At 59.8% G+C, this 17,414-nt stretch carries 20 protein-coding genes; 8 read left to right on the top strand and 12 right to left on the bottom strand.

Annotated features, from left to right (window positions below; genetic code table 11):
- Positions 1–178: 178 nt before the first annotated feature.
- Positions 179–406, top strand: coding sequence for an antitoxin VbhA family protein (locus R1Z03_RS07795; protein ID WP_317358439.1), 228 nt, complete (start codon positions 179–181; stop codon positions 404–406).
- A 118-nt stretch (positions 407–524) separates the two neighbouring features.
- On the opposite strand, the gene R1Z03_RS07790 is transcribed toward R1Z03_RS07795, so the two are convergent.
- A complete protein-coding gene (locus tag R1Z03_RS07790; protein WP_317358436.1) occupies positions 525–1,214 on the bottom strand; it encodes a hypothetical protein in 690 nt (229 codons plus the stop codon).
- Positions 1,215–1,566: 352 nt separating this feature from the next.
- Between R1Z03_RS07790 and R1Z03_RS07785 the strand changes: the two genes are divergently transcribed.
- The 6 genes from R1Z03_RS07785 to R1Z03_RS07760 all read left to right on the top strand — a co-directional run bounded on the left by R1Z03_RS07785 (position 1,567) and on the right by R1Z03_RS07760 (position 5,662).
- Positions 1,567–1,899 (top strand): TraK family protein, encoded by a 333-nt coding sequence (locus tag R1Z03_RS07785; protein ID WP_317358433.1) that lies wholly within the window; start codon positions 1,567–1,569, stop codon positions 1,897–1,899.
- A 450-nt stretch (positions 1,900–2,349) separates the two neighbouring features.
- Positions 2,350–3,135 (top strand): P-type conjugative transfer protein TrbJ, encoded by a 786-nt coding sequence (gene trbJ, locus R1Z03_RS07780; protein WP_317360280.1) that lies wholly within the window; start codon positions 2,350–2,352, stop codon positions 3,133–3,135.
- A gap of 15 nt (positions 3,136–3,150) precedes the next feature.
- A complete protein-coding gene (gene trbK / locus R1Z03_RS07775) occupies positions 3,151–3,420 on the top strand; it encodes an entry exclusion lipoprotein TrbK (protein ID WP_317358430.1) in 270 nt (89 codons plus the stop codon).
- Positions 3,417–5,018 (top strand): P-type conjugative transfer protein TrbL, encoded by a 1,602-nt coding sequence (trbL, locus tag R1Z03_RS07770; RefSeq protein ID WP_317358427.1) that lies wholly within the window; start codon positions 3,417–3,419, stop codon positions 5,016–5,018. The genes trbK and trbL overlap by 4 nt, the downstream gene beginning before the upstream one ends.
- Positions 5,019–5,085: 67 nt before the next feature.
- Positions 5,086–5,322 carry a type I toxin-antitoxin system ptaRNA1 family toxin gene (locus R1Z03_RS07765; RefSeq protein ID WP_317358425.1) on the top strand — a complete coding sequence of 79 codons (237 nt, stop codon included), beginning with the start codon at positions 5,086–5,088 and terminating at the stop codon, positions 5,320–5,322.
- A gap of 127 nt (positions 5,323–5,449) precedes the next feature.
- A complete protein-coding gene (locus R1Z03_RS07760; protein ID WP_317358423.1) occupies positions 5,450–5,662 on the top strand; it encodes a hypothetical protein in 213 nt (70 codons plus the stop codon).
- Positions 5,663–5,755: 93 nt separating this feature from the next.
- Here R1Z03_RS07760 and R1Z03_RS07755 read toward each other — a convergent pair whose 3' ends face one another.
- From R1Z03_RS07755 to R1Z03_RS07740, 5 genes are all read right to left on the bottom strand, one after another.
- Positions 5,756–6,928 (bottom strand): hypothetical protein, encoded by a 1,173-nt coding sequence (locus tag R1Z03_RS07755; RefSeq protein ID WP_317358421.1) that lies wholly within the window; start codon positions 6,926–6,928, stop codon positions 5,756–5,758.
- Complete coding sequence (locus R1Z03_RS07750) at positions 6,925–8,904, bottom strand: ATP-binding protein (protein WP_317358418.1); 1,980 nt, start codon at positions 8,902–8,904, stop codon at positions 6,925–6,927. Before R1Z03_RS07750 ends, R1Z03_RS07755 begins: the two co-directional genes overlap by 4 nt.
- Positions 8,905–8,906: 2 nt before the next feature.
- Positions 8,907–9,995: a DNA cytosine methyltransferase gene (locus R1Z03_RS07745; protein WP_317358415.1), complete on the bottom strand. Its 1,089-nt coding sequence runs from the start codon at positions 9,993–9,995 to the stop codon at positions 8,907–8,909.
- Positions 9,992–10,201: a ribbon-helix-helix domain-containing protein gene (locus tag R1Z03_RS24930; RefSeq protein WP_372588244.1), complete on the bottom strand. Its 210-nt coding sequence runs from the start codon at positions 10,199–10,201 to the stop codon at positions 9,992–9,994. Before R1Z03_RS24930 ends, R1Z03_RS07745 begins: the two co-directional genes overlap by 4 nt.
- A gap of 103 nt (positions 10,202–10,304) precedes the next feature.
- Positions 10,305–11,441 carry a tyrosine-type recombinase/integrase gene (locus R1Z03_RS07740; protein WP_317358413.1) on the bottom strand — a complete coding sequence of 379 codons (1,137 nt, stop codon included), beginning with the start codon at positions 11,439–11,441 and terminating at the stop codon, positions 10,305–10,307.
- 431 nt (positions 11,442–11,872) lie between these two features.
- Between R1Z03_RS07740 and R1Z03_RS07735 the strand changes: the two genes are divergently transcribed.
- Positions 11,873–12,361: a hemerythrin domain-containing protein gene (locus tag R1Z03_RS07735; protein ID WP_317358411.1), complete on the top strand. Its 489-nt coding sequence runs from the start codon at positions 11,873–11,875 to the stop codon at positions 12,359–12,361.
- 130 nt (positions 12,362–12,491) lie between these two features.
- Here the strand turns inward: R1Z03_RS07735 and R1Z03_RS07730 are convergent, their stop codons facing one another.
- The 6 genes from R1Z03_RS07730 to lpxD are packed head-to-tail and all read right to left on the bottom strand — an operon-like array spanning position 12,492 to position 17,394.
- On the bottom strand, positions 12,492–13,280 hold the full coding sequence (locus R1Z03_RS07730; RefSeq protein ID WP_317358408.1) for an RNA methyltransferase: 789 nt from the start codon (positions 13,278–13,280) through the stop codon (positions 12,492–12,494).
- Complete coding sequence (gene rnhB, locus R1Z03_RS07725; protein ID WP_317358406.1) at positions 13,277–13,999, bottom strand: ribonuclease HII; 723 nt, start codon at positions 13,997–13,999, stop codon at positions 13,277–13,279. The genes R1Z03_RS07730 and rnhB overlap by 4 nt, the downstream gene beginning before the upstream one ends.
- Positions 13,971–15,140: a lipid-A-disaccharide synthase gene (gene lpxB / locus R1Z03_RS07720; RefSeq protein WP_317358404.1), complete on the bottom strand. Its 1,170-nt coding sequence runs from the start codon at positions 15,138–15,140 to the stop codon at positions 13,971–13,973. Before lpxB ends, rnhB begins: the two co-directional genes overlap by 29 nt.
- Before the next feature lie 5 nt (positions 15,141–15,145).
- Positions 15,146–15,937 carry an acyl-ACP--UDP-N-acetylglucosamine O-acyltransferase gene (lpxA, locus tag R1Z03_RS07715; RefSeq protein ID WP_284411994.1) on the bottom strand — a complete coding sequence of 264 codons (792 nt, stop codon included), beginning with the start codon at positions 15,935–15,937 and terminating at the stop codon, positions 15,146–15,148.
- A gap of 22 nt (positions 15,938–15,959) precedes the next feature.
- Complete coding sequence (gene fabZ / locus R1Z03_RS07710; protein ID WP_092744676.1) at positions 15,960–16,400, bottom strand: 3-hydroxyacyl-ACP dehydratase FabZ; 441 nt, start codon at positions 16,398–16,400, stop codon at positions 15,960–15,962.
- A 13-nt stretch (positions 16,401–16,413) separates the two neighbouring features.
- Positions 16,414–17,394, bottom strand: coding sequence for a UDP-3-O-(3-hydroxymyristoyl)glucosamine N-acyltransferase (gene lpxD, locus R1Z03_RS07705; RefSeq protein WP_317358400.1), 981 nt, complete (start codon positions 17,392–17,394; stop codon positions 16,414–16,416).
- Positions 17,395–17,414 lie beyond the last annotated feature (20 nt).

The raw sequence follows: 17,414 nt of genomic DNA, 5'->3' as shown, positions 1-17,414 counted from the left end.
AACGCCAAAGGAGGGTTTCGGTTCTCGCAAAAGACTTCTTCAACAGCACCGCCCCTGAGTAATGGTAAGAATAATAATATTCTTATTATTATTCTTACCGCAACGATCCATCCCGAACGCTGAAAACGCCCCTCAAGTGTCAAAATCGCTAAGAATTTTTAGCCGCTAAAATATCAAGATGGTTCTCCGACCCATATCTGCATGGCAGCAACTAGAACGCCGAGCCACGATTCAAAGCAATTTGGCAAGTCAGCGCATGGAAGGACTTGAGCCAGATGCCGAAGTGCTGCAGGATTGCGAAAAATGGGTGCGCGGTGAAGCTAGCATCGATGACATCGTAGAAATATACAAGGCTCGGCTTCGGGCCTCAGGTGCGATGTCACACGTTTCCAAGCCTCTCAAGTGATAGTCCTGGCGCAAGACCGATCAGAACTTCTGCTTCGTTGACACTTGGGGGGCGGGCAAACTTTAGCCGCTAAAATTTTTTAAGTTCAGCACGCGGGCCGCCTCGCCCCTCTTGGCGTCTAACCGACCCAATCCAGCCTTGCTGCTACGGCATCCCATCGAGCAGCCACCGATGAACAATTCAATTGGTAATTGACTTCAATTCTGAAGTATTTCGCTAGCTCATCAGTGACCGTTTGCCTGACTCCGAGGCATTCCATCTCCGCCTGCACGACCTCATCGCACAAGCACTGCGAAACACCGTCACGAACGCTTGCATCACCCAGCCCAAGAATGTCATTTTGCAATCGATAAAGTGCGATTGCCTTTGCAAGATGCAAAAGGGTCAGCGGCGCACGATATTGATGGGCCAGCAGTAATTCGCCCTCAAACTCCGCGACAGCTTGATCGAAACTTCGCCATTCAGTCAACTCTTCAGAAATGACGAGATGTAGCTGTTCGGACGGTCCCCACATCGCTTTCCAGAGATTCGCAGGGCCATTCTGATAGACGGTGGTCGCATCTGACCACGCCTCTACTGCAGAGAGCGAACGCAGCCGAGCTGCAGACACTGGCCGCGTACCGTTAAACAACGCCTGCCATCCATTTTTTCCCTGGTCCCGAGTTGGGTGCATGGGGGATGCCAAAGAATCGTACTTCTCTGCAAAGCCATAAACCGATGTGGTGCCTTCACGCTTGCTCAGCGTGCGGAGTAGCGCCACGCTGCGCGCGATCTGCCGACGTCTTTCTGCGGTCGATTTCGTGATCATTAGGGCAATTTGTCCGGGTAAGAAATTTGGCCTGAAAGTCCCTGTAAATATAACGCCAGACAGCACAAACTTCTTCGAAATTAACTTCGATTAACTGTCATAAGTGAGCATTTGGTGAGCACGACTCTTGATTTTCTTCTTCAAAAGTACGGACCAACAATGACCCTAGAGAACTTGCGGCCGTTCTGAAACGGAAGCCTGGCGGAGTTCGTGTAGTCCTGGCCATGCGAACAGAGGAATGGGCCATCAACTTGAATAGCCGGAAGATTTACATTGGACGAAGAGTTCATTTTCCAACCGATTCGGTTGCCGAATTACTCACCGGCGATCTAATTAAAAAAGGAACTGAGTAATGGGAAACTATCCAAACGACCTATCCGAATGGTTAAGTGAGCGCGGAGGAAATAAATCCACACATGCTACGACTTTGGCATCTTTCCTTGCAGTTTCTGAAAATGTCCGCGAAGCAATAGATGCCGGCTTCGAGCTGAAAACGATATGGGAACACTTGCGTGAAAGAAAGAGAATTTCATTCCGCTATGAAACGTTCCTCAAATACGTTCATCGCCATATCAAGAAAAGCACAAGTACAAAAAAAGCGAAAAACCAAAGCCAAGCAAAAACAGCGAATGCGTCCACTTCGTTCTCATTCAGTCCAAACCCAAAGAAGGATGAACTGCTGTGACGAATCGCTGTTTCCACTCAGGCAATGCACTATCAGCGCACTGCGTGAATGCTACTGGCACAACACTTTCGATCAGTCAGCGCTATTTTCGCCCTGCAGCCTCGCTGCATTCGTTCAGCAGCGTGATCGAGGAGGTGAAGTTGACGCAACAACAGCGAACTTCGTGGCGCGGAAGTGCGGGCAGGATAGGTGAGGTTAGCTAACCGGCAAGCCGGTTATCTATCTTCACTATCCCCTTATTCGCACTTCGTGCTCAACGGGGAATCCTGTTCTGCGAGAGCTGACGGCTACCGCCATCTGTAGTGAGCGACTTTAGCCGCTAGATTTTCTGACGCCGTGACATCAATACAAAAGTCCGGGTTTCGGTGTAGCCCTGGTCAAGTACCGATTAGCTACACATGGCACAGCTATTCGACGATCGTGAAAGCCACTTTCAAAAAGGATATCGACATGAATAATCATCGCTTTTTGGCAGCTAAAATTGCCCTCACCGTTTTGCTGGCTGGCAGCATTGTTGTCACTCCGGTGCAGGCTGGAATCCCGGTTATCGACGGTGCGAACTTGACTCAAACCGTCATGTCGGCGGTGGAGAACGTTGCGCAGACGCTCAAGCAAATTGAGCAGTACCGCACCCAGCTCCAGCAGTACGAGAACATGATCCAGAACACGGTCGCACCGGCCGCGTATATCTGGGATCAAGCGCAGTCAACGATCAGTGGGTTGATGAACGCCGTCAACACGCTTGACTACTACAAAAACCAGCTCGGCAGCCTGGACAGCTACATCGGCAAGTTCCAGGACGTGAGCTACTACAAATCCTCGCCCTGCTTCTCTGCCAGCGGATGCAGCGACGCCGAGCGCGCAGCGATGGAACAGAACCGGCGTCTGGCAAGCGAGAGCCAGAAGAAGGCCAATGACGCGCTGTTCAAGGGCTTGGAACAGCAGCAGAGAAACCTCGCCTCCGACTCGCGCACGCTGGAACGGCTCCAGTCGGCGGCGCAGGGTGCGACTGGCCAGATGCAGGCCATCGGGTTTGCAAACCAGCTCGCCAGCAACCAAGCCAACCAGCTCCTGCAGATTCGCGGCCTGTTGATCGCGCAGCAAAACGCTGTCACGACCAGGATGCAAGCCGAGGCCGATCTTGAAGCCCGACAGCAGGCGACACACGCCACTTCGACGGAGTCCCGTATCGGCAAGACGAGCAGTCCCAAAAACTGGCTCGAACTGACCCGCTGACCAGAGAGGCGCATCATGAGAAAAACGATGCTGCTCGTCGGCCTTGCGGCGGCGCTGCTGGCCGGATGCGACAACAAACCGGCGACCTTGCCTATGCCCGTTGTCGATGACACCAATTGCCAGCTAGAGAAGATCAAGAAGATCGAGGACAAGGCGACACGCGAAACCTTCGCCGGGTTGTGCTCACACCGATCCCCAACTGGCGGCGGCATTGCGCCGACCGAGAAGCCCATAAACTGGCTTGAGCTGGCGGACCCGAAAGACCAGAAGGGAGTGAAGCCATGAAAACACTGCACAAGCCAGCGCTGCTGATCGGTGCGTTCCTCGCGCTCTGTTGCACAGCGACATCGGCCCAGCTCACCAACCAAGGGATGCTTGACCAGGTGGTGACGGAGTTCGCCACGCGTGCCGCGGCCTGGCAAACCGTGGTGATGAACGCCGCGATGTTCCTGTTCTGGACGCTGGGCACGATCTCCATGGTTATCACGTTCGGCTTCATGGCGCTGCGCAAGGCCGACATTGGCGAGTTCTTTGCCGAGTTCATCAAATTCATTTTGTTCTTCGGCTTCTTCCTCTGGCTCCTGCGTAACGGCCCGAACTTCGCAACCTCGATCATCCAGTCAATGGCGAGGATCGGCGAGCAGGCTTCCGGCTTCTCCTCGATCACGCCGTCCAGCATCGTCGATGTCGGCTTCATGATCTGGAAGCAGGCCATCCGCAACCTCTCGGCCTGGTCGCCCATCGACAGCTTCATTGGCGCGGTCCTGAGCGCTGGCATCCTGCTGCTGCTGGCCGTTATCGCCGTGAACATGCTGCTGCTCCTTGTATCGGGCTGGCTACTCTCCTACGCCGGGATCTTCTTCCTGGGGTTCGGTGGGTCGCGGTGGACTTCGGACATGGCAATCAACTACTACAAGACCGTATTGGGCGTGGCTGTGCAGATCATGACGATGGTGCTGCTGGTTGGCATTGGAAACGACCTGCTGTCCAGCTTCTACGCCAAGATGAACACAGGCACGCTGAACTTTGAAGAGCTGGGTGTAATGCTGGTTTTCTGTCTGGCGTTACTGATGTTGGTCAATCGCGTGCCGCCACTTGTCGCCGGCGTCATTACCGGTTCAAGTGTTGGCGGTGCGGGTGGCATTGGTAGCTTCGGTGCCGGCGCGGCCATGGGTGCCGTAATGGGCGCGGCCACCATGACCGCAGGTGCAGCAAGCATGGCTGGAGCGGCTGTGATGGGTGGTGCGGCCTCGGCCGCTGGCGGTGCATCGGCGATCAAGGCCGCTTACAGCAAAGCCTCTGCAGCCTCCAGCGAGGGCGGCGGTGGTGGTGGCATGGGCGACACGATGGGCGGTGTTGCTATGGCCGCTGCAGGCCCTGGTGGCAGCAGCTCTAGCGGTGGCAGCGTCTTCGCTGGCATGGACAGCGGCAGCAGCTCGGGCGGCAAGAGTAGCGCCCCGGCCGCCGAGGGCAAGGACTCGGGAGGTGGCGCGGTACCTGGTGCCGAAAGGAACGCCGACGCAGGCGGCAAGGCCGCTGGTTCTGACGCCAAGGGAGGGGGGCAGGGCACCGGCCGGGCACCTGGCGAACAGCGCTCCACCGGCAGCATGTTGGGCTGTGCGGCGGCCATTGCTGCGGGTACTGCGGGCAACCTGGCGCAAGGCTCCTGGGACGTGGCCAAAACCAAGGCCGCAAGCATGCGCGAGTCGGCCTTTGATCGCATCAGCGAAACCACGGGCGGAAAGATTGCCTCTGCGATCCGGGCAAGCCGAGATCACGAGGGTGCGTCACAAGACACCGCCACGTTCGACAGCAACAGTCTTGGCAAGGCTCCCGTCGCTGACGACGAGGTTGCAGCGTTCGTCAGCGGACGCCCTCAGTAGAGCAAATCGCACCGGCCGGGTGGAACCGGCCGGCACTTCCACTTAACACCTGATGGAGAGGTGAATCATGGCAACTCGGAATAGTACAGAAGCTACAAAGGCAGTTCAGCAAGCGGCTACGCAACTCGCAGGAATCGACTTCGATTTATTGGATCAAGAGATGGCGCTGCATGTGTCGCCGCTGATCGAGGCAGTTGTGAACATGCTGATGATCGTCTACTACCAGGCCGAAACCGGGCATGCGACAAAACACGATTTTCTTGCCGCAAAATCTGGCCTAAGGCGATCGTTGAAGGTTCACTAGGACGCCCACAAGCGCCAAGTACCAAACTGTGGCCGTGGGCAGCTTTTGCGCCAACTATTGCCATGCGTTGTGGCAAGTGACCTGACCCTCGCCTGAGATAATCGGTTCGACACCAAGAGGTCAAGACATGAACAAGCGTTCGGAAGCTGAGCCGTTTTTCATCACGGAGGAAGTCGAGGCAGAAATGCGGGCTTCTGGGTACGTTTTCGAGCCGCCGACGCATGTGTCAACACATCGGCTTCGCGAAATTTTGACCGGCCTACCAGACGCCGATCTCGCCGCATGGCCGGATGAAATTGCTAGGCAGGAACGCGCTCAGCGTAGCGGGAATCGGGCCTAAATTTTTAGCGGCTAAAAAGAGAACAGGGCAACAGCTCAACCTCTCGGGACACACAGCCTTTAGCTAGCGATGGTGCCCGGTTGGTCAACCAAACTAGTTCGTTTGCAGCCAAGCCTTATATGCCTCGATGTCATAGCGTGCCAGGCCCAGCAGGTACGCAGTGGCGTCGACCATACTCTGCTGGAGGTCGGCATCAGCTGCCAGTTTCTTATCCGCATCAATGCGCTTAGATACACGCTTTAGAGCCCGGGTGGCCAGCGTACCCTCGTCAGGCGCGGCTACTTGCTGACTTGCGAGACCCATGGGATCAGCAGCTGGAATGAACGTCGGTGTAAATTTGAACGCCAGGGAGATTAAATCTTCATGTTCTGCATCGGTGTCCACGCGGTAGCCGAAAACACTACGTAGTTCAACTGAAGTTGGCGGCTGCTGCTCGAGCGCCAAACCAACAAACCATTTGCACAGACCTGTCAGAAACACTGGGAGCAAACCTGCTGGGGCATCTACGGCCGCGGCCAGCGCTTCTTCAGTTTCGATGTCAAAATGATCACGAGATGCTTCACGGAACGGGGCACACTCCGTCAAGTTGGAGATGTACTTCTCAAGTAGCTTTTGCAGAACTCCGGCATCGATATTGGGCTTGTCCGCACGCGTTGTCAGCAGAAGCAGCCAAGGATTCATCGTGCGAGCTTGCAGGGCGAGGAGACTGCGGACTGCTTCGTAGTAACTGTTATCAAGCGTCCCCGGAGCTTGGGCGCTGAAGCCATCGCACAAATCGAGGTTGATAACATCATATGGTCCCAGCGCCTTCGCTTTCATAAAAGCCAAAGATGACTGATTAGCAACACGTGCAAAATTGTCGCCGATAACGTCTGACATCGCATTAATTCGCGGCAGGCGGCGTACCTCATCCAGAGAGATATTCAATTCGGTCTGCGCCTTGCTGGCTGGGTGGGCGCCGCTGATAAAACCCAAGAAACGCATGTCAATATGCTGCGTTTCGCAAACTGCGGAGTGGAAATGCCGCAGATCCAAAAGATCGACACCGGGCAAACCTAAGTATTTCAGCACCCCACCAACAGGCGGACTGTCGGTGACCATAAGGATGATCTCGCGGCACCACTGGTGGTGACGAACGTATTGCTTGCGCGGTCGGTGCCAAGGCAAGAACAGCTTTGCGGACGCCGGCATTGGCGCCTCATAGGCAACCATATCAACGATATCGTCAGCATGTTCTTCTTCATCGGGTGCTGCGTCGTTCATCATTCTCCAGGTGCATCGAGAATTTCATAAATCGCCTTCAGGAGCTTCTCCTGCTTACGCTTGGGCACTGCGTCTAGCAACCCAAATGATGCGAGCACTTGGGCGATCGCTTTGAGCTTTTCTTCAAGGATGGAATCCCGAGCCTTGGTTTTAGCTGTCTGTGCGCCGGTCCGTAAGGGGAGGACTGCGGTGCGGGAGTAAACATAGGACTCGCCCGCAGCTTCGACCTTCTTCCCCGTGGAGGACAACTCAATGGAGGGCGGCTGCGCGGCCGGATCATCTGCTTCCAGTTGCCATACCTCGCTGGCAACCCGCTGAATCTCAGACACCGCCACGCCCTTGCTTTCGTCGCGTGAATGCGCACGAACCTCGCTTGCTAGACGCTTCTGAGCGGAGGCAAGCTGCCGTAACGCGCTATGCAGCCATTTAGTGATATATACGGAATGCGGGTGCGCGTTATTGAACGACTCCCGGTCGATGTTCAAAGCGCTATCTAGTCCTTCGCTAACGAATATTTCGCAAGTAATCTGCCGCAGACGGGTTTGCTCGGATACTTGATAGCGCATGAATGTGGAATCAAACAAAGTACCGCTCGACCCGTGGATGCGTATCAGGGAGCCCTGGTGCTCAACCGGCGCAACCTTCGGCGTCCAGAATAAGTAGGCTTCAAAGGCCAGTGGCCCGCCGCTCAATTCCCGTGGAAGCTTTTTAAACTCTTCCCGACACTTGCCAATAAAAACGAGCGGATTCTTGAGTGCATTGTTTGTCGAAGGCAGACCTTTGAACTTCAGTGGTCGTGCCAGCTTCAAGTCATCGAAGAAAACATCAAATTTTCCTATCCGGCCAACTGGGTCCTGCAGTCCTGCCTTGTCGCGCAGCGGAGCGCCGGCCACATCGAGCCGCTGCGCCGCCCCTTTGGGCTGGTTCGACAGCGTGAACGCCTCTGCCCAGCCTTCGAGGTCCATATCGAACAAGTGGCCATCGACATAAGGCAGCGGCACCGCAAGGCTCAACTGCCAGACCATACGCAAGTAATAGTCGAAGATGCGGTCGAGCTGCGGGTTTGGCGTTGACCGTTCAACCTCATCCCAGACGCACTGAACCAGTTTGGCAAATGCGTCAGTTGGCGGATCGCCCTTTTCCCAAGGTAATGCCCAAGTTTTTCCGGCAGTCTTTTTTAGTAGTTCACCACTTGGATCAACCCGTCCGATGTGAAATTGTGGCGGCTCAATTGCCTGTTTTTCTTCAGCGTTAGACTGCGCCTCGTTTTGCTCAATTGCATTCCAGATTTCGCGGCTGCGCAAGGTGTCTCGCGCTTGCGGCCGGATGCTGGTGAGAATGATCGTAGTACCGTGTGAATTGACGTCTGCCGCTTTCTCACGCCAGATGTTCACTTTCCCTGACTCGAACTTCCTCTTTTCTCCATCCTGGCTGAGTGCCAATTCCTCGTCCGCATACTGTCGCAAAGCGACAGTAGCAACTGTTCTGTGATCATCGTCTTTGACTTTGGTGATGATCTGGAAAGTGTGAGTCAACTGGGAAACGGAAAACAGCCCGATGCCAATCTTGCCTATCAGGCGGCGACCGCCGGGACTGCACATCGGGTCATGCGGCGCAGTAACTCCGAGCCCAGGTCCAGCCTCGCTTCGTTTCGCGCTTCCGCCTATATGCAGCAATAAGTGGGCAAGTGCTTCAGGACCCATGCCGTGTCCGTCGTCTTCAACAGAGATGCGCTCGAAACGCGGTGCATCTGTGTTAATAACTACGCGGGTTGCGTCAGCATCATAGGCATTGGATATTAGTTCACGCAGCGCGGAACCGGGCTGGCGATAGATGCCATCGGTAACGCGCGCAATTACACGCTCGTCAGTTCTGAGCGTTGTCTGAACGATGTTTTCGGTACCATGACTTGCTCGGATTGAAGCGACGAGCCCGAGCTCATCGTGAACTTCGGTTATCTGAGGTTGCTGCGTTGACATGGCTACCGACCGTCCAACGCACGTTTAACAGCCAGTGCAACGCTATGCGCAAGTGGCGGAGGCACCGCGTTGGACACCTGCTCGACTTGTTCAGACAAGTTGCCCTCCAACACAAACTTTTCCGGAAATCCCTGCAGCAGCATCGCCTCGTAAATGCTGAGTCTGCGGCGTCCATCAGGATGGATATGAATCTCACGATGCCCAAACGCAATCGTCGGGCTTGCAGCGCCCCACTTCAACCGCTTGAAGCTGCGCCCGTCACCAGTTTCAACTTCAGGATTCAAGAAACGGGGAGACTTTGGCTGCATCGTCCAATGGTTTGGATGCACCGGGATATCCTTCGGCTCAAGGCCATACCTGAAGAAAGCTGGCTCCTCCAATTCGCCGATAGCCTCGCGAACCGTTTGCAGCCCCGCGCGTTTTCTCGGCTTTACTTGGGTATATCCTTGCCCAGCTCGCATACCAGAGAGCACGATGCGTCGACGGTTCTGCGGCACACCAAAATCAGCTGAACACAACTCCTTCTCTGTAACCTCAAAGCCAAGGTCGGAGATTCCCTTAATCAATGCCTTGTAAGTTTGCACATGCTTCTTATCGCGAATACCGAGCACGTTTTCAAACACGATGAACTCGACCTTGTACAGGCTCTGAAGTTCTTTCACTATTTCAAGATAAAGCGTGGGAAGACGGTTGCGCGGATCACTACTGAGCGAGCCGGTATTCGCTCGCGAAAATCCCTGACAGGGAGGTCCGCCTATTACAGCAATACTCTGTCCAGGTTGAAGCTTGGTTTTCACGTGATCAAGAACACCTACTGGCTGCAGCTTGATCAAGTCGCCCACCACCGCTTTGGTGCGGGGAAAGTTTTTCTTGTGGGTACGGATTGCTGCGTCGGATACATCAATTGCAACGGAGATAGTGAATCCGGCATTCTTAAAGCCAAGATCTAATCCCCCAGCTCCTGAGAAAAGGCTGACAATCTTCGGCAGCGTGTTTCGGGATGACTTTGCCTTGCCGCTGTCGCTGGCCAATACCGATTCTTGCCCATGTGTTGAACAGGCCGCGCTCCGAAAGTCTTCGGTGCGCATCATCCGTTCATCACTTTCTTGCTTGCTAGCTTCGTCCGCGCCGGACCGCGATTAAGCGCAACCTCAGAGCCCGACTGCTTGCCAAGATACAGACGCAAAGCGTCACGGATTACCCAAGCAGTTGACACATGGCTTGACTCAGCGACTTTCGCAAGCGCTGCGTACAACTCTTCGGGTACCGAAACTGTCGTACGGATGGACCTAGCCATGGTCATGGACGCCTTCAGAAAAATTGCATCAGTTTACATCACCCCCACTAGCCTTTGAGGTGCCTGATCGTCAGCCGAAATATCCAGCTACGGATGGAATCCTCTATGCAAGCCGCTTGGCTAGGTCTTCAGCCCGCGGGTGGTAGTACCTCATCAACATTCGCGGGTCCTTGTGGCCGGTGATCTTGGTGAGTTCATGCAGCGGAAAAATCTCGGCCAGGCGCGAAGTGGCTTCGTGTCGTAGGTCATGGAAGCGCAGATCGGTGAGGTAGCGCGCATCGGGCTTCTGGCGCTTTTCCTTGCACTCATGCAGGTAGCCCTTGCGGGCACGCGTCACAGCGCGTTCAAAGGCCCTTGTAACGGCATCGCTGCGGATGCTGAACACTGCCCCGTCGTCGGTGCCTGATTCGCCGGGCTCCTCCCCGTCCTCCTTGGCATCGATCCCGTCGTCTTTCAAATCGGCGAGAACTTGGATTGCACGGGAGGACAGCGGCACATCACGCGAGCTGCCGTTCTTGGTTGCTGGCAGATGCGCCACCCGACGATCCAGGTCGATGTGCTCCCATCGCAACCCCACGATTTCACTGCGTCGCATGGCCGTTTCGACGGCCAGCCTGACGATCGCAGGCAGCATCACCGAGCCACTTGCCGCAACGACGCGCTCCAGTTCCCCTTCGCTGGCGTTACGCGGAGCCGGCTCATCAGCCGCTTGCAGAGGATCAGCCTTTGGCACTTGGACGGCAATGCGGCGGGTCCGGGCATTGTCCGGCTGCGGCTTTCGCACCAACTCGACCGGATTGGACAAGCTCTCCATGCCCCATTCCTTACGCGCGATAGTGAACACGTGGGACAACACAGCGAGGCGCCGGAGCACCGTGGCCGGCTGGTACTCCTTGAGCCACACATCGCGCAGCTTGGCCACGTCCGCACTGCGGATCGACGCCAGCGGCCGCTTGGCCATCGTGGTGGCCCGCCAGATGCGCAAGAACGACTTCTCGCCGGCTGCACTCTTCTTTCCTGGCGTCACCTCTTCCTCGTAGCGCTCCAGAGCTTCATGAAGGGTCGTGGCCTCGGCCTCGCCCCTGCTGACCCAGACGCCACGCGCCATTTCCGACTCGTTCATCTTCGCCCAAGCCTCGGCTTCGGCCTTGGTGGTGAAGGTCTTGCTCAGAGGGGGAAAGCCATGCCTACGGATCTGCGCCCGCCACTGATACGGACCACGCTTGTTGATTGCTGCCATTGAAAACGCTACTCGCTGCCGACTGTGCCAAAAATGTGCCAATAAAGGCATCATATCCATAAATCACCAGCAAAATAAAGCCACACCTTTCCATTCGTAATGAGAAGGTCGGGTGTTCGATTCATCTCTCCGGCACCAAATGGAAACCCCTGATTCGCAAGAGTCAGGGGTTTTTCTTTTGGGCCTTGCATTGCGTGTGCCGGCGCTGCACAGCATCCCGGCATCCAGCGGCTGAACGGTGGCGACCAACGTGCGTCGCCAGCACGATCCCCGCAGCCAATCCAATGATCGATGGGGCCCATGGCCCTGCCCCAACGGCCTGTCGGCCGAAGGCGAACCCGCGCAGGCCCGTGGCTTGGCGTCCTACGGCAGGGGGTAGACCACCCGTGCAGCATGGCCTTCCCCACACACACCATCCACAAGGAAATCCCATGACCACCACCCGTGCACCCCGAGACGCCTGCTCCCTGCTCGATGCGGACCATCGCGCCGTCAAGAAAATGTTCAAGGAATACGAATCGCTGATGGAGTCCCGCTCCAAGGCGGCCGCCACCCAGCGGTTCGAACTGGCGCGCCAGATCTGCCGCGAGTTGGCCGTGCATGCGCAGATCGAGGAAGAGATCTTCTACCCCGCCCTGCGCGATGCCATCAAGGACACCGACCTCCTCGCCGAAGCCGAAGTGGAGCATGCCAGCGCCAAGGACCTGATTGCGCAGATCGAGGCCGCCAGCGCCGCCGATGAAATGTTCGATGCCAAGGTGACCGTGCTGGGCGAGTACATCGACCACCACGTGAAGGAAGAGCGCAACGAGATCTTTCCGAAGGCACGTGCCGCCCGCAAGCTCGACCTCGTGGCCATGCGCGAAACGCTCGAAGCCCGCAAGGAAGAGCTGATGGCGGGTGAAGAAGCAATGGCCTGACGACCCTGGCGGGTCGCCCTCCCTCAGGGCGGCCTTGCCGCGAGCCGCAGGGTCGGCGCTGCGAGGCGCTTACCGCCCTCTCTCGCCGCCGCCCTGACCAGCGTCTGCTGAAAGCCTGTGGGCCAGGCCGTCAGGTGCGGCCCGTCTCCGCCGCCGCAGCGCTCGCATGCAGGCAGATCGCGGCCGCCGCACCCACATTCAACGATTCTTCCCCGCCCGGCTGGGCAATGCGGATCAGGCGGCTCGCGCGCTCCTGCAGCGCCGGTGACACGCCCTGCCCTTCATGCCCCATGATCCAGCCGCAAGGCCAGGGCAGTTGCGCCCGGTGCAGGAATTCCCCACCGTGCGAACTGGTCGCCAGCAGGGGCAGGCCGAGCGCATCGATGTCCGTCGCATCGAGCCCCTCCACCAGCCGCAGGCCGAAGTGGGCCCCCATGCCGGCCCGCAGCACCTTGGCGCTCCACAGCGCCGCCGTACCCTTGATGGCCGCGATCTGTCCGAAACCGAATGCCGATGCACTGCGCAGGATGGACCCCACATTGCCGGCGTCCTGCAGGCGGTCGAGCACCACGGTGGACACACCGGGCACCAAGGCGGCGGCCGCCGGCATCTCCAGCACGAAGCCCATGCGCGCCGGGGATTCGAGGCCGCTCACGTCCGCCCAGAGAGGGTCGGCGATTACTATGTTTTTGATAGCAGCATGCCGGTAACTTTCTTGCGCTTCAGGCCAAAAAGACTCCGCATACACGGCCACCGCCGGCTGCAGCCTCCGGGCCAGCGCCGCACGGCACAGGTGGTCGCCTTCCAGCCATACCCGGCCCTGCTTGCGGTAAGCGCTGCTGTCCTGCGCCAGGCGCCGCAGGTCCTTGACGAACGCGTTGTCGCGCGACTGAACGAAGGTGACGTTGTCCGAGGTCATGCCGGTTGCCACTCCGACTGCACCAGGCCCCGCGGCGCCGGCAACGCGTGCCCTCCATCCACGGTAGGCACCGCAGGCATTGGGAGCACCGCCGCGTTGCCCCGCACGAGGGCCGCGGCCACGGGCGAAAACGAGCGGCGGTGGTACGGACAAGCGCCATGCTGCTGCAGCGCCGCCATGTGTTCGGCCGTCCCATATCCCTTGTGGCCGGCAAAGCCGTATTGGGGATATTCCAGGTGCAATTGCGCACACCAGCGATCCCGCGTGACCTTGGCCAGAATCGACGCCGCAGAAATGGCCTGCACCAGCGCATCGCCCTTGACGATGGCGTCCGCGGGCACTTCCAGCACGGGCAGACGGTTGCCATCCACCAGCACGCGCACGGGCTTCAGGCGCAGCCCCTGCACCGCGCGCTGCATGGCCAGCATGGTCGCCTGCAGGATGTTGATGGTGTCGATCTCTTGCACGCTGGCCTCGGCCACCGCGCAGCACAGGGCCTTGGCGCGGATCTCGTCGTACAGCGCTTCGCGGCGCGCAGCGGTCAATGTCTTGGAATCGGCCAGACCGGCGATCGGATTCAGATCGTCAAGGATCACGGCGGCGGCCACCACCGGGCCGGCCAGCGGCCCGCGCCCAGCCTCGTCCACCCCGGCCACCAGGCCCGGGGGATGCCACGGCAGGGCCGCCTGCTCAGGCGGCAAGGATTTTCTGGATCGCATCGGCGGCCAATCGGGGGGTGTCGCGGCGCAGGGTTTCGTGCAGTGCGGTAAAGCGCTGCTCCAGCGCCGCCAGCGTGTCGGGAGATTGCGTAGGCGCGTCGAGCCACTGCGTCACGGCCGCGGCCAGCGCCTCGGGGGTGGCGGCGTCCTGGATCAGCTCGGGCACGACGAATTCGCCGCAAAGGATGTTGGGCAGCCCCACCCACGGCTGCAATTGCTTGCGCCGCATGAGGCGCCAGCTGATGGGGTGCATGTGGTAGCCGACCACCATGGGCCGCTTGAACAGGGCTGCCTCCAGGGTGGCCGTGCCGCTGGCGATCAGTGTGCAGTCGCAGGCCGCCAGCACGGTGTGCGACTGGCCTTCGACGACCTGCACGGCCTCGGCCATGCCGCATTCGCGCACCACCTGCTCGATGCGCGCACGCAGCGCCGGCACAGCCGGGATGACCATGCGCAGCGCCGGGCGCGCCTGGCGCAGCAAGGCCGCCGCCCGCAGGAACGGCGTGGCGATGTAGTCCACCTCGGCCGAACGGCTGCCCGGCAGGATGGCCAACACCTCGTCGCCGCGGGCCAGCCCAAGCCGGGCACGCGCCGCCTCGCGGTCCGGCTGCATGGGAATCACATTCGCCAGCGGATGGCCGACGTAAGTGGCCGCAATGCCGTGGCGGGCCAGGAGCGCGGGCTCGAACGGGAAGATGCACAGCACGTGGTCGGCGCTGCGCTTGATTTTGTCGATGCGCTCCGCACGCCAGGCCCAGATCGAAGGGCACACGAAGTGCACCGTCTTGATGCCGGCCACGCGCAGGTCGGATTCGAGCCCCAGGTTGAAGTCGGGCGCATCCACGCCGATGAAGACCTGCGGCGGGTCCGCAAGCAGCCGCCGCCTCAATTGCTTGCGGATCTGCACGATGCCCCAGAGCCGGCGCAGCAGCTCGACGCTGTAGCCGTGCACGGCCAGGCGCTCGCTGGGCCACCAGGCTGTGAAGCCCCGCCGCTGCATCTGTGGCCCGCCGATGCCCTGCCCCACCACGCCCGGCCACTGTGCCTGCAGGCCGTCGAGCAGCAGGCCCGCCAGCAGATCGCCAGAGGTTTCGCCTGCCACCATCGCGATGCGCGGTGCCGGTTGGAGGGAAGGCGCCATCGCGGTCAGCGCGCGATGCCGCGCGAGGAGTTGGCGATGAAATCCAGCAGCAGCGCGATGTCGGGCGCGGCCTCGCCGTGGACCGACGGCAACTCGGCGATCGCCTGCCGCGCCGCGTCCAGCGTGAGGCCCTGGCGATACAGCAGGCGGTGCGCCTGCTTGATCGCGGCGAGCCGGTCGGCCGAGAATCCGCGCCGACGCAGGCCTTCAAGGTTCAACCCGCGCACGGACAGCGGGTTGCCGTCCACCATCATGAAGGGGGGCACGTCCTGCGAGATGTGGCTGGCGAACCCCGCCATGACATGCGCGCCCACCTTGGTGAACTGGTGCACGCCCGTGAGGCCGCCGATGATGGCGTGGTCACCCACGTGCACATGGCCGGCCAGCGTGGCGTTGTTGGCCAGAACGGTGTGGTGGCCGACCACGCAGTCGTGGGCAATGTGCACATAGGCCATCACCCAGTTGTCGTTGCCGATCGTGGTCACGCCCCGGTCCTGCGCCGTGCCGGTGTTGAACGTGCAGAACTCGCGGATCGTGTTGCGGTCGCCGATGCGCAGCTCGGTGGGCTCGCCGGCGTACTTCTTGTCCTGCGGCGCGGCGCCCAGGGAGGCGAACTGGAAGATCCGGTTGTCTTCGCCGATCGTGGTGCGCCCTTCGATGACGCAGTGCGCGCCCACCGAGGTGCGCGCACCGATCGTCACGTGCGGGCCGATCACCGCATAGGGGCCGATGGCCGCGGAGGCGTCGATCCGCGCTGCGGGGTCGACGATGGCTGTGGAGTGGATGCTGCTGGTCACGTGCCGCCCTGCCCTCGCAGCGTCAGCCCACGGTGCGCATGGTGCACATGATCTCGGCCTCGCAGGCCACGCTGTCGCCCACGCGTGCCAGGCCCTTGAACTTGTAGATGCCGCCCTTGATACGGTCCAGATCCACTTCCAGGATGAGCTGGTCGCCCGGCTCCACGGGGCGCTTGAAACGCGCACCGTCGATGCCGACGAAATAGAACACCTTGTCGTCGCCGGGCGCCTCGCCCATCATGTCGAACGACAGCAGGCCCGCGGCCTGCGCCAGGGCCTCGAGCATGAGCACGCCGGGCATCACGGGCCGGCTCGGGAAATGCCCCGTGAAGAAAGGCTCGTTGATCGTGACGTTCTTGAGCGCCTGGATGCGCTTGCCCCTTTCGAGTTCGACCACGCGGTCCACCAGCAGAAACGGATAGCGGTGCGGCAAGAGCTTGAGAATTTGGTGGATATCCATCATTGGAAGATGCGGTCTAACCGTCTTTTCGAGTTTGTTCGAGGGCCTTGATCCGTTCGCGCAGGCTGTGAAGCTGCTTGAGCGTGGCCGCGTTTTTTTCCCACTTCGCATTTTCGTCGATGGGGAACATGCCGGTGTATTGACCCGGCCGGGTCAGCGATCGCGTGACCACCGTGGCCGCCGACACGTGCACGTGGTCGGCCAATTCGAGATGCCCCAGCACGATGCCTCCGCCCCCCACCGTGCAATGCGCGCCGATGGTCGCGCTGCCCGCCACCCCCACGCACCCCGCCATGGCGGAATGCCGGCCGATGCGCACGTTGTGGCCGATCTGGATGAGGTTGTCGAGCTTCACGCCATCTTCGATGACCGTGTTTTCCAGTGCGCCGCGGTCGATGCAGGTGTTGGCGCCGATCTCGACGTCGTTGCCGATGTGCACGGCCCCCAGCTGCTCGATCTTGATCCACTCGCCGCCCTGCGGAGCGAAGCCGAAGCCGTCGGCCCCGATCACCACGCCGGCATGCACGATGCAGCGCTCGCCGATGTGGCAGTCCTCGCCCAGCGTCACCCGCGATTTGAGCACCGTGCCTGCACCCACGCGCGCACCGCGCTCCACCACGCACAGCGGGCCGATGAAGGCCGTGGGATGCACCGTGGCGTCCGGGTCCACCACCGCGCTGGGATGGATGCCCTGCGGCACGGCCACGGCGTGCACGCGCTTCCACAGTTGCGTGGCACGCGCGAAATACACGTACGGCTCGTCAGCGACGATGCACGGCCCCCGGGCCAGCCCGGCCTCGCGCATCGATGGCGCCACAATGACACAGGCCGCCCGGGAGGCGGCCAGTTGCTGCTGGTAGCGCGGATGGCTTAAAAAAGCCAGGTCACCGGGACCTGCAGACTCCAGGGGAGCGATGCGGCGGATCTCTCCGTCCCTCTCGCCCCCCTCCAGCGTGCCGCCCAGCGCATCGACGATCTGCCCCAGAGAGAGGCTCACGCCGCGCGCCCCGTCAGCCG

Source organism: Acidovorax sp. BLS4, from assembly GCF_032929295.1.
Classification (GTDB): Bacteria; Pseudomonadota; Gammaproteobacteria; order Burkholderiales; family Burkholderiaceae_C; genus Paracidovorax.
This window is presented reverse-complemented; position numbering and strand designations above follow the sequence as displayed.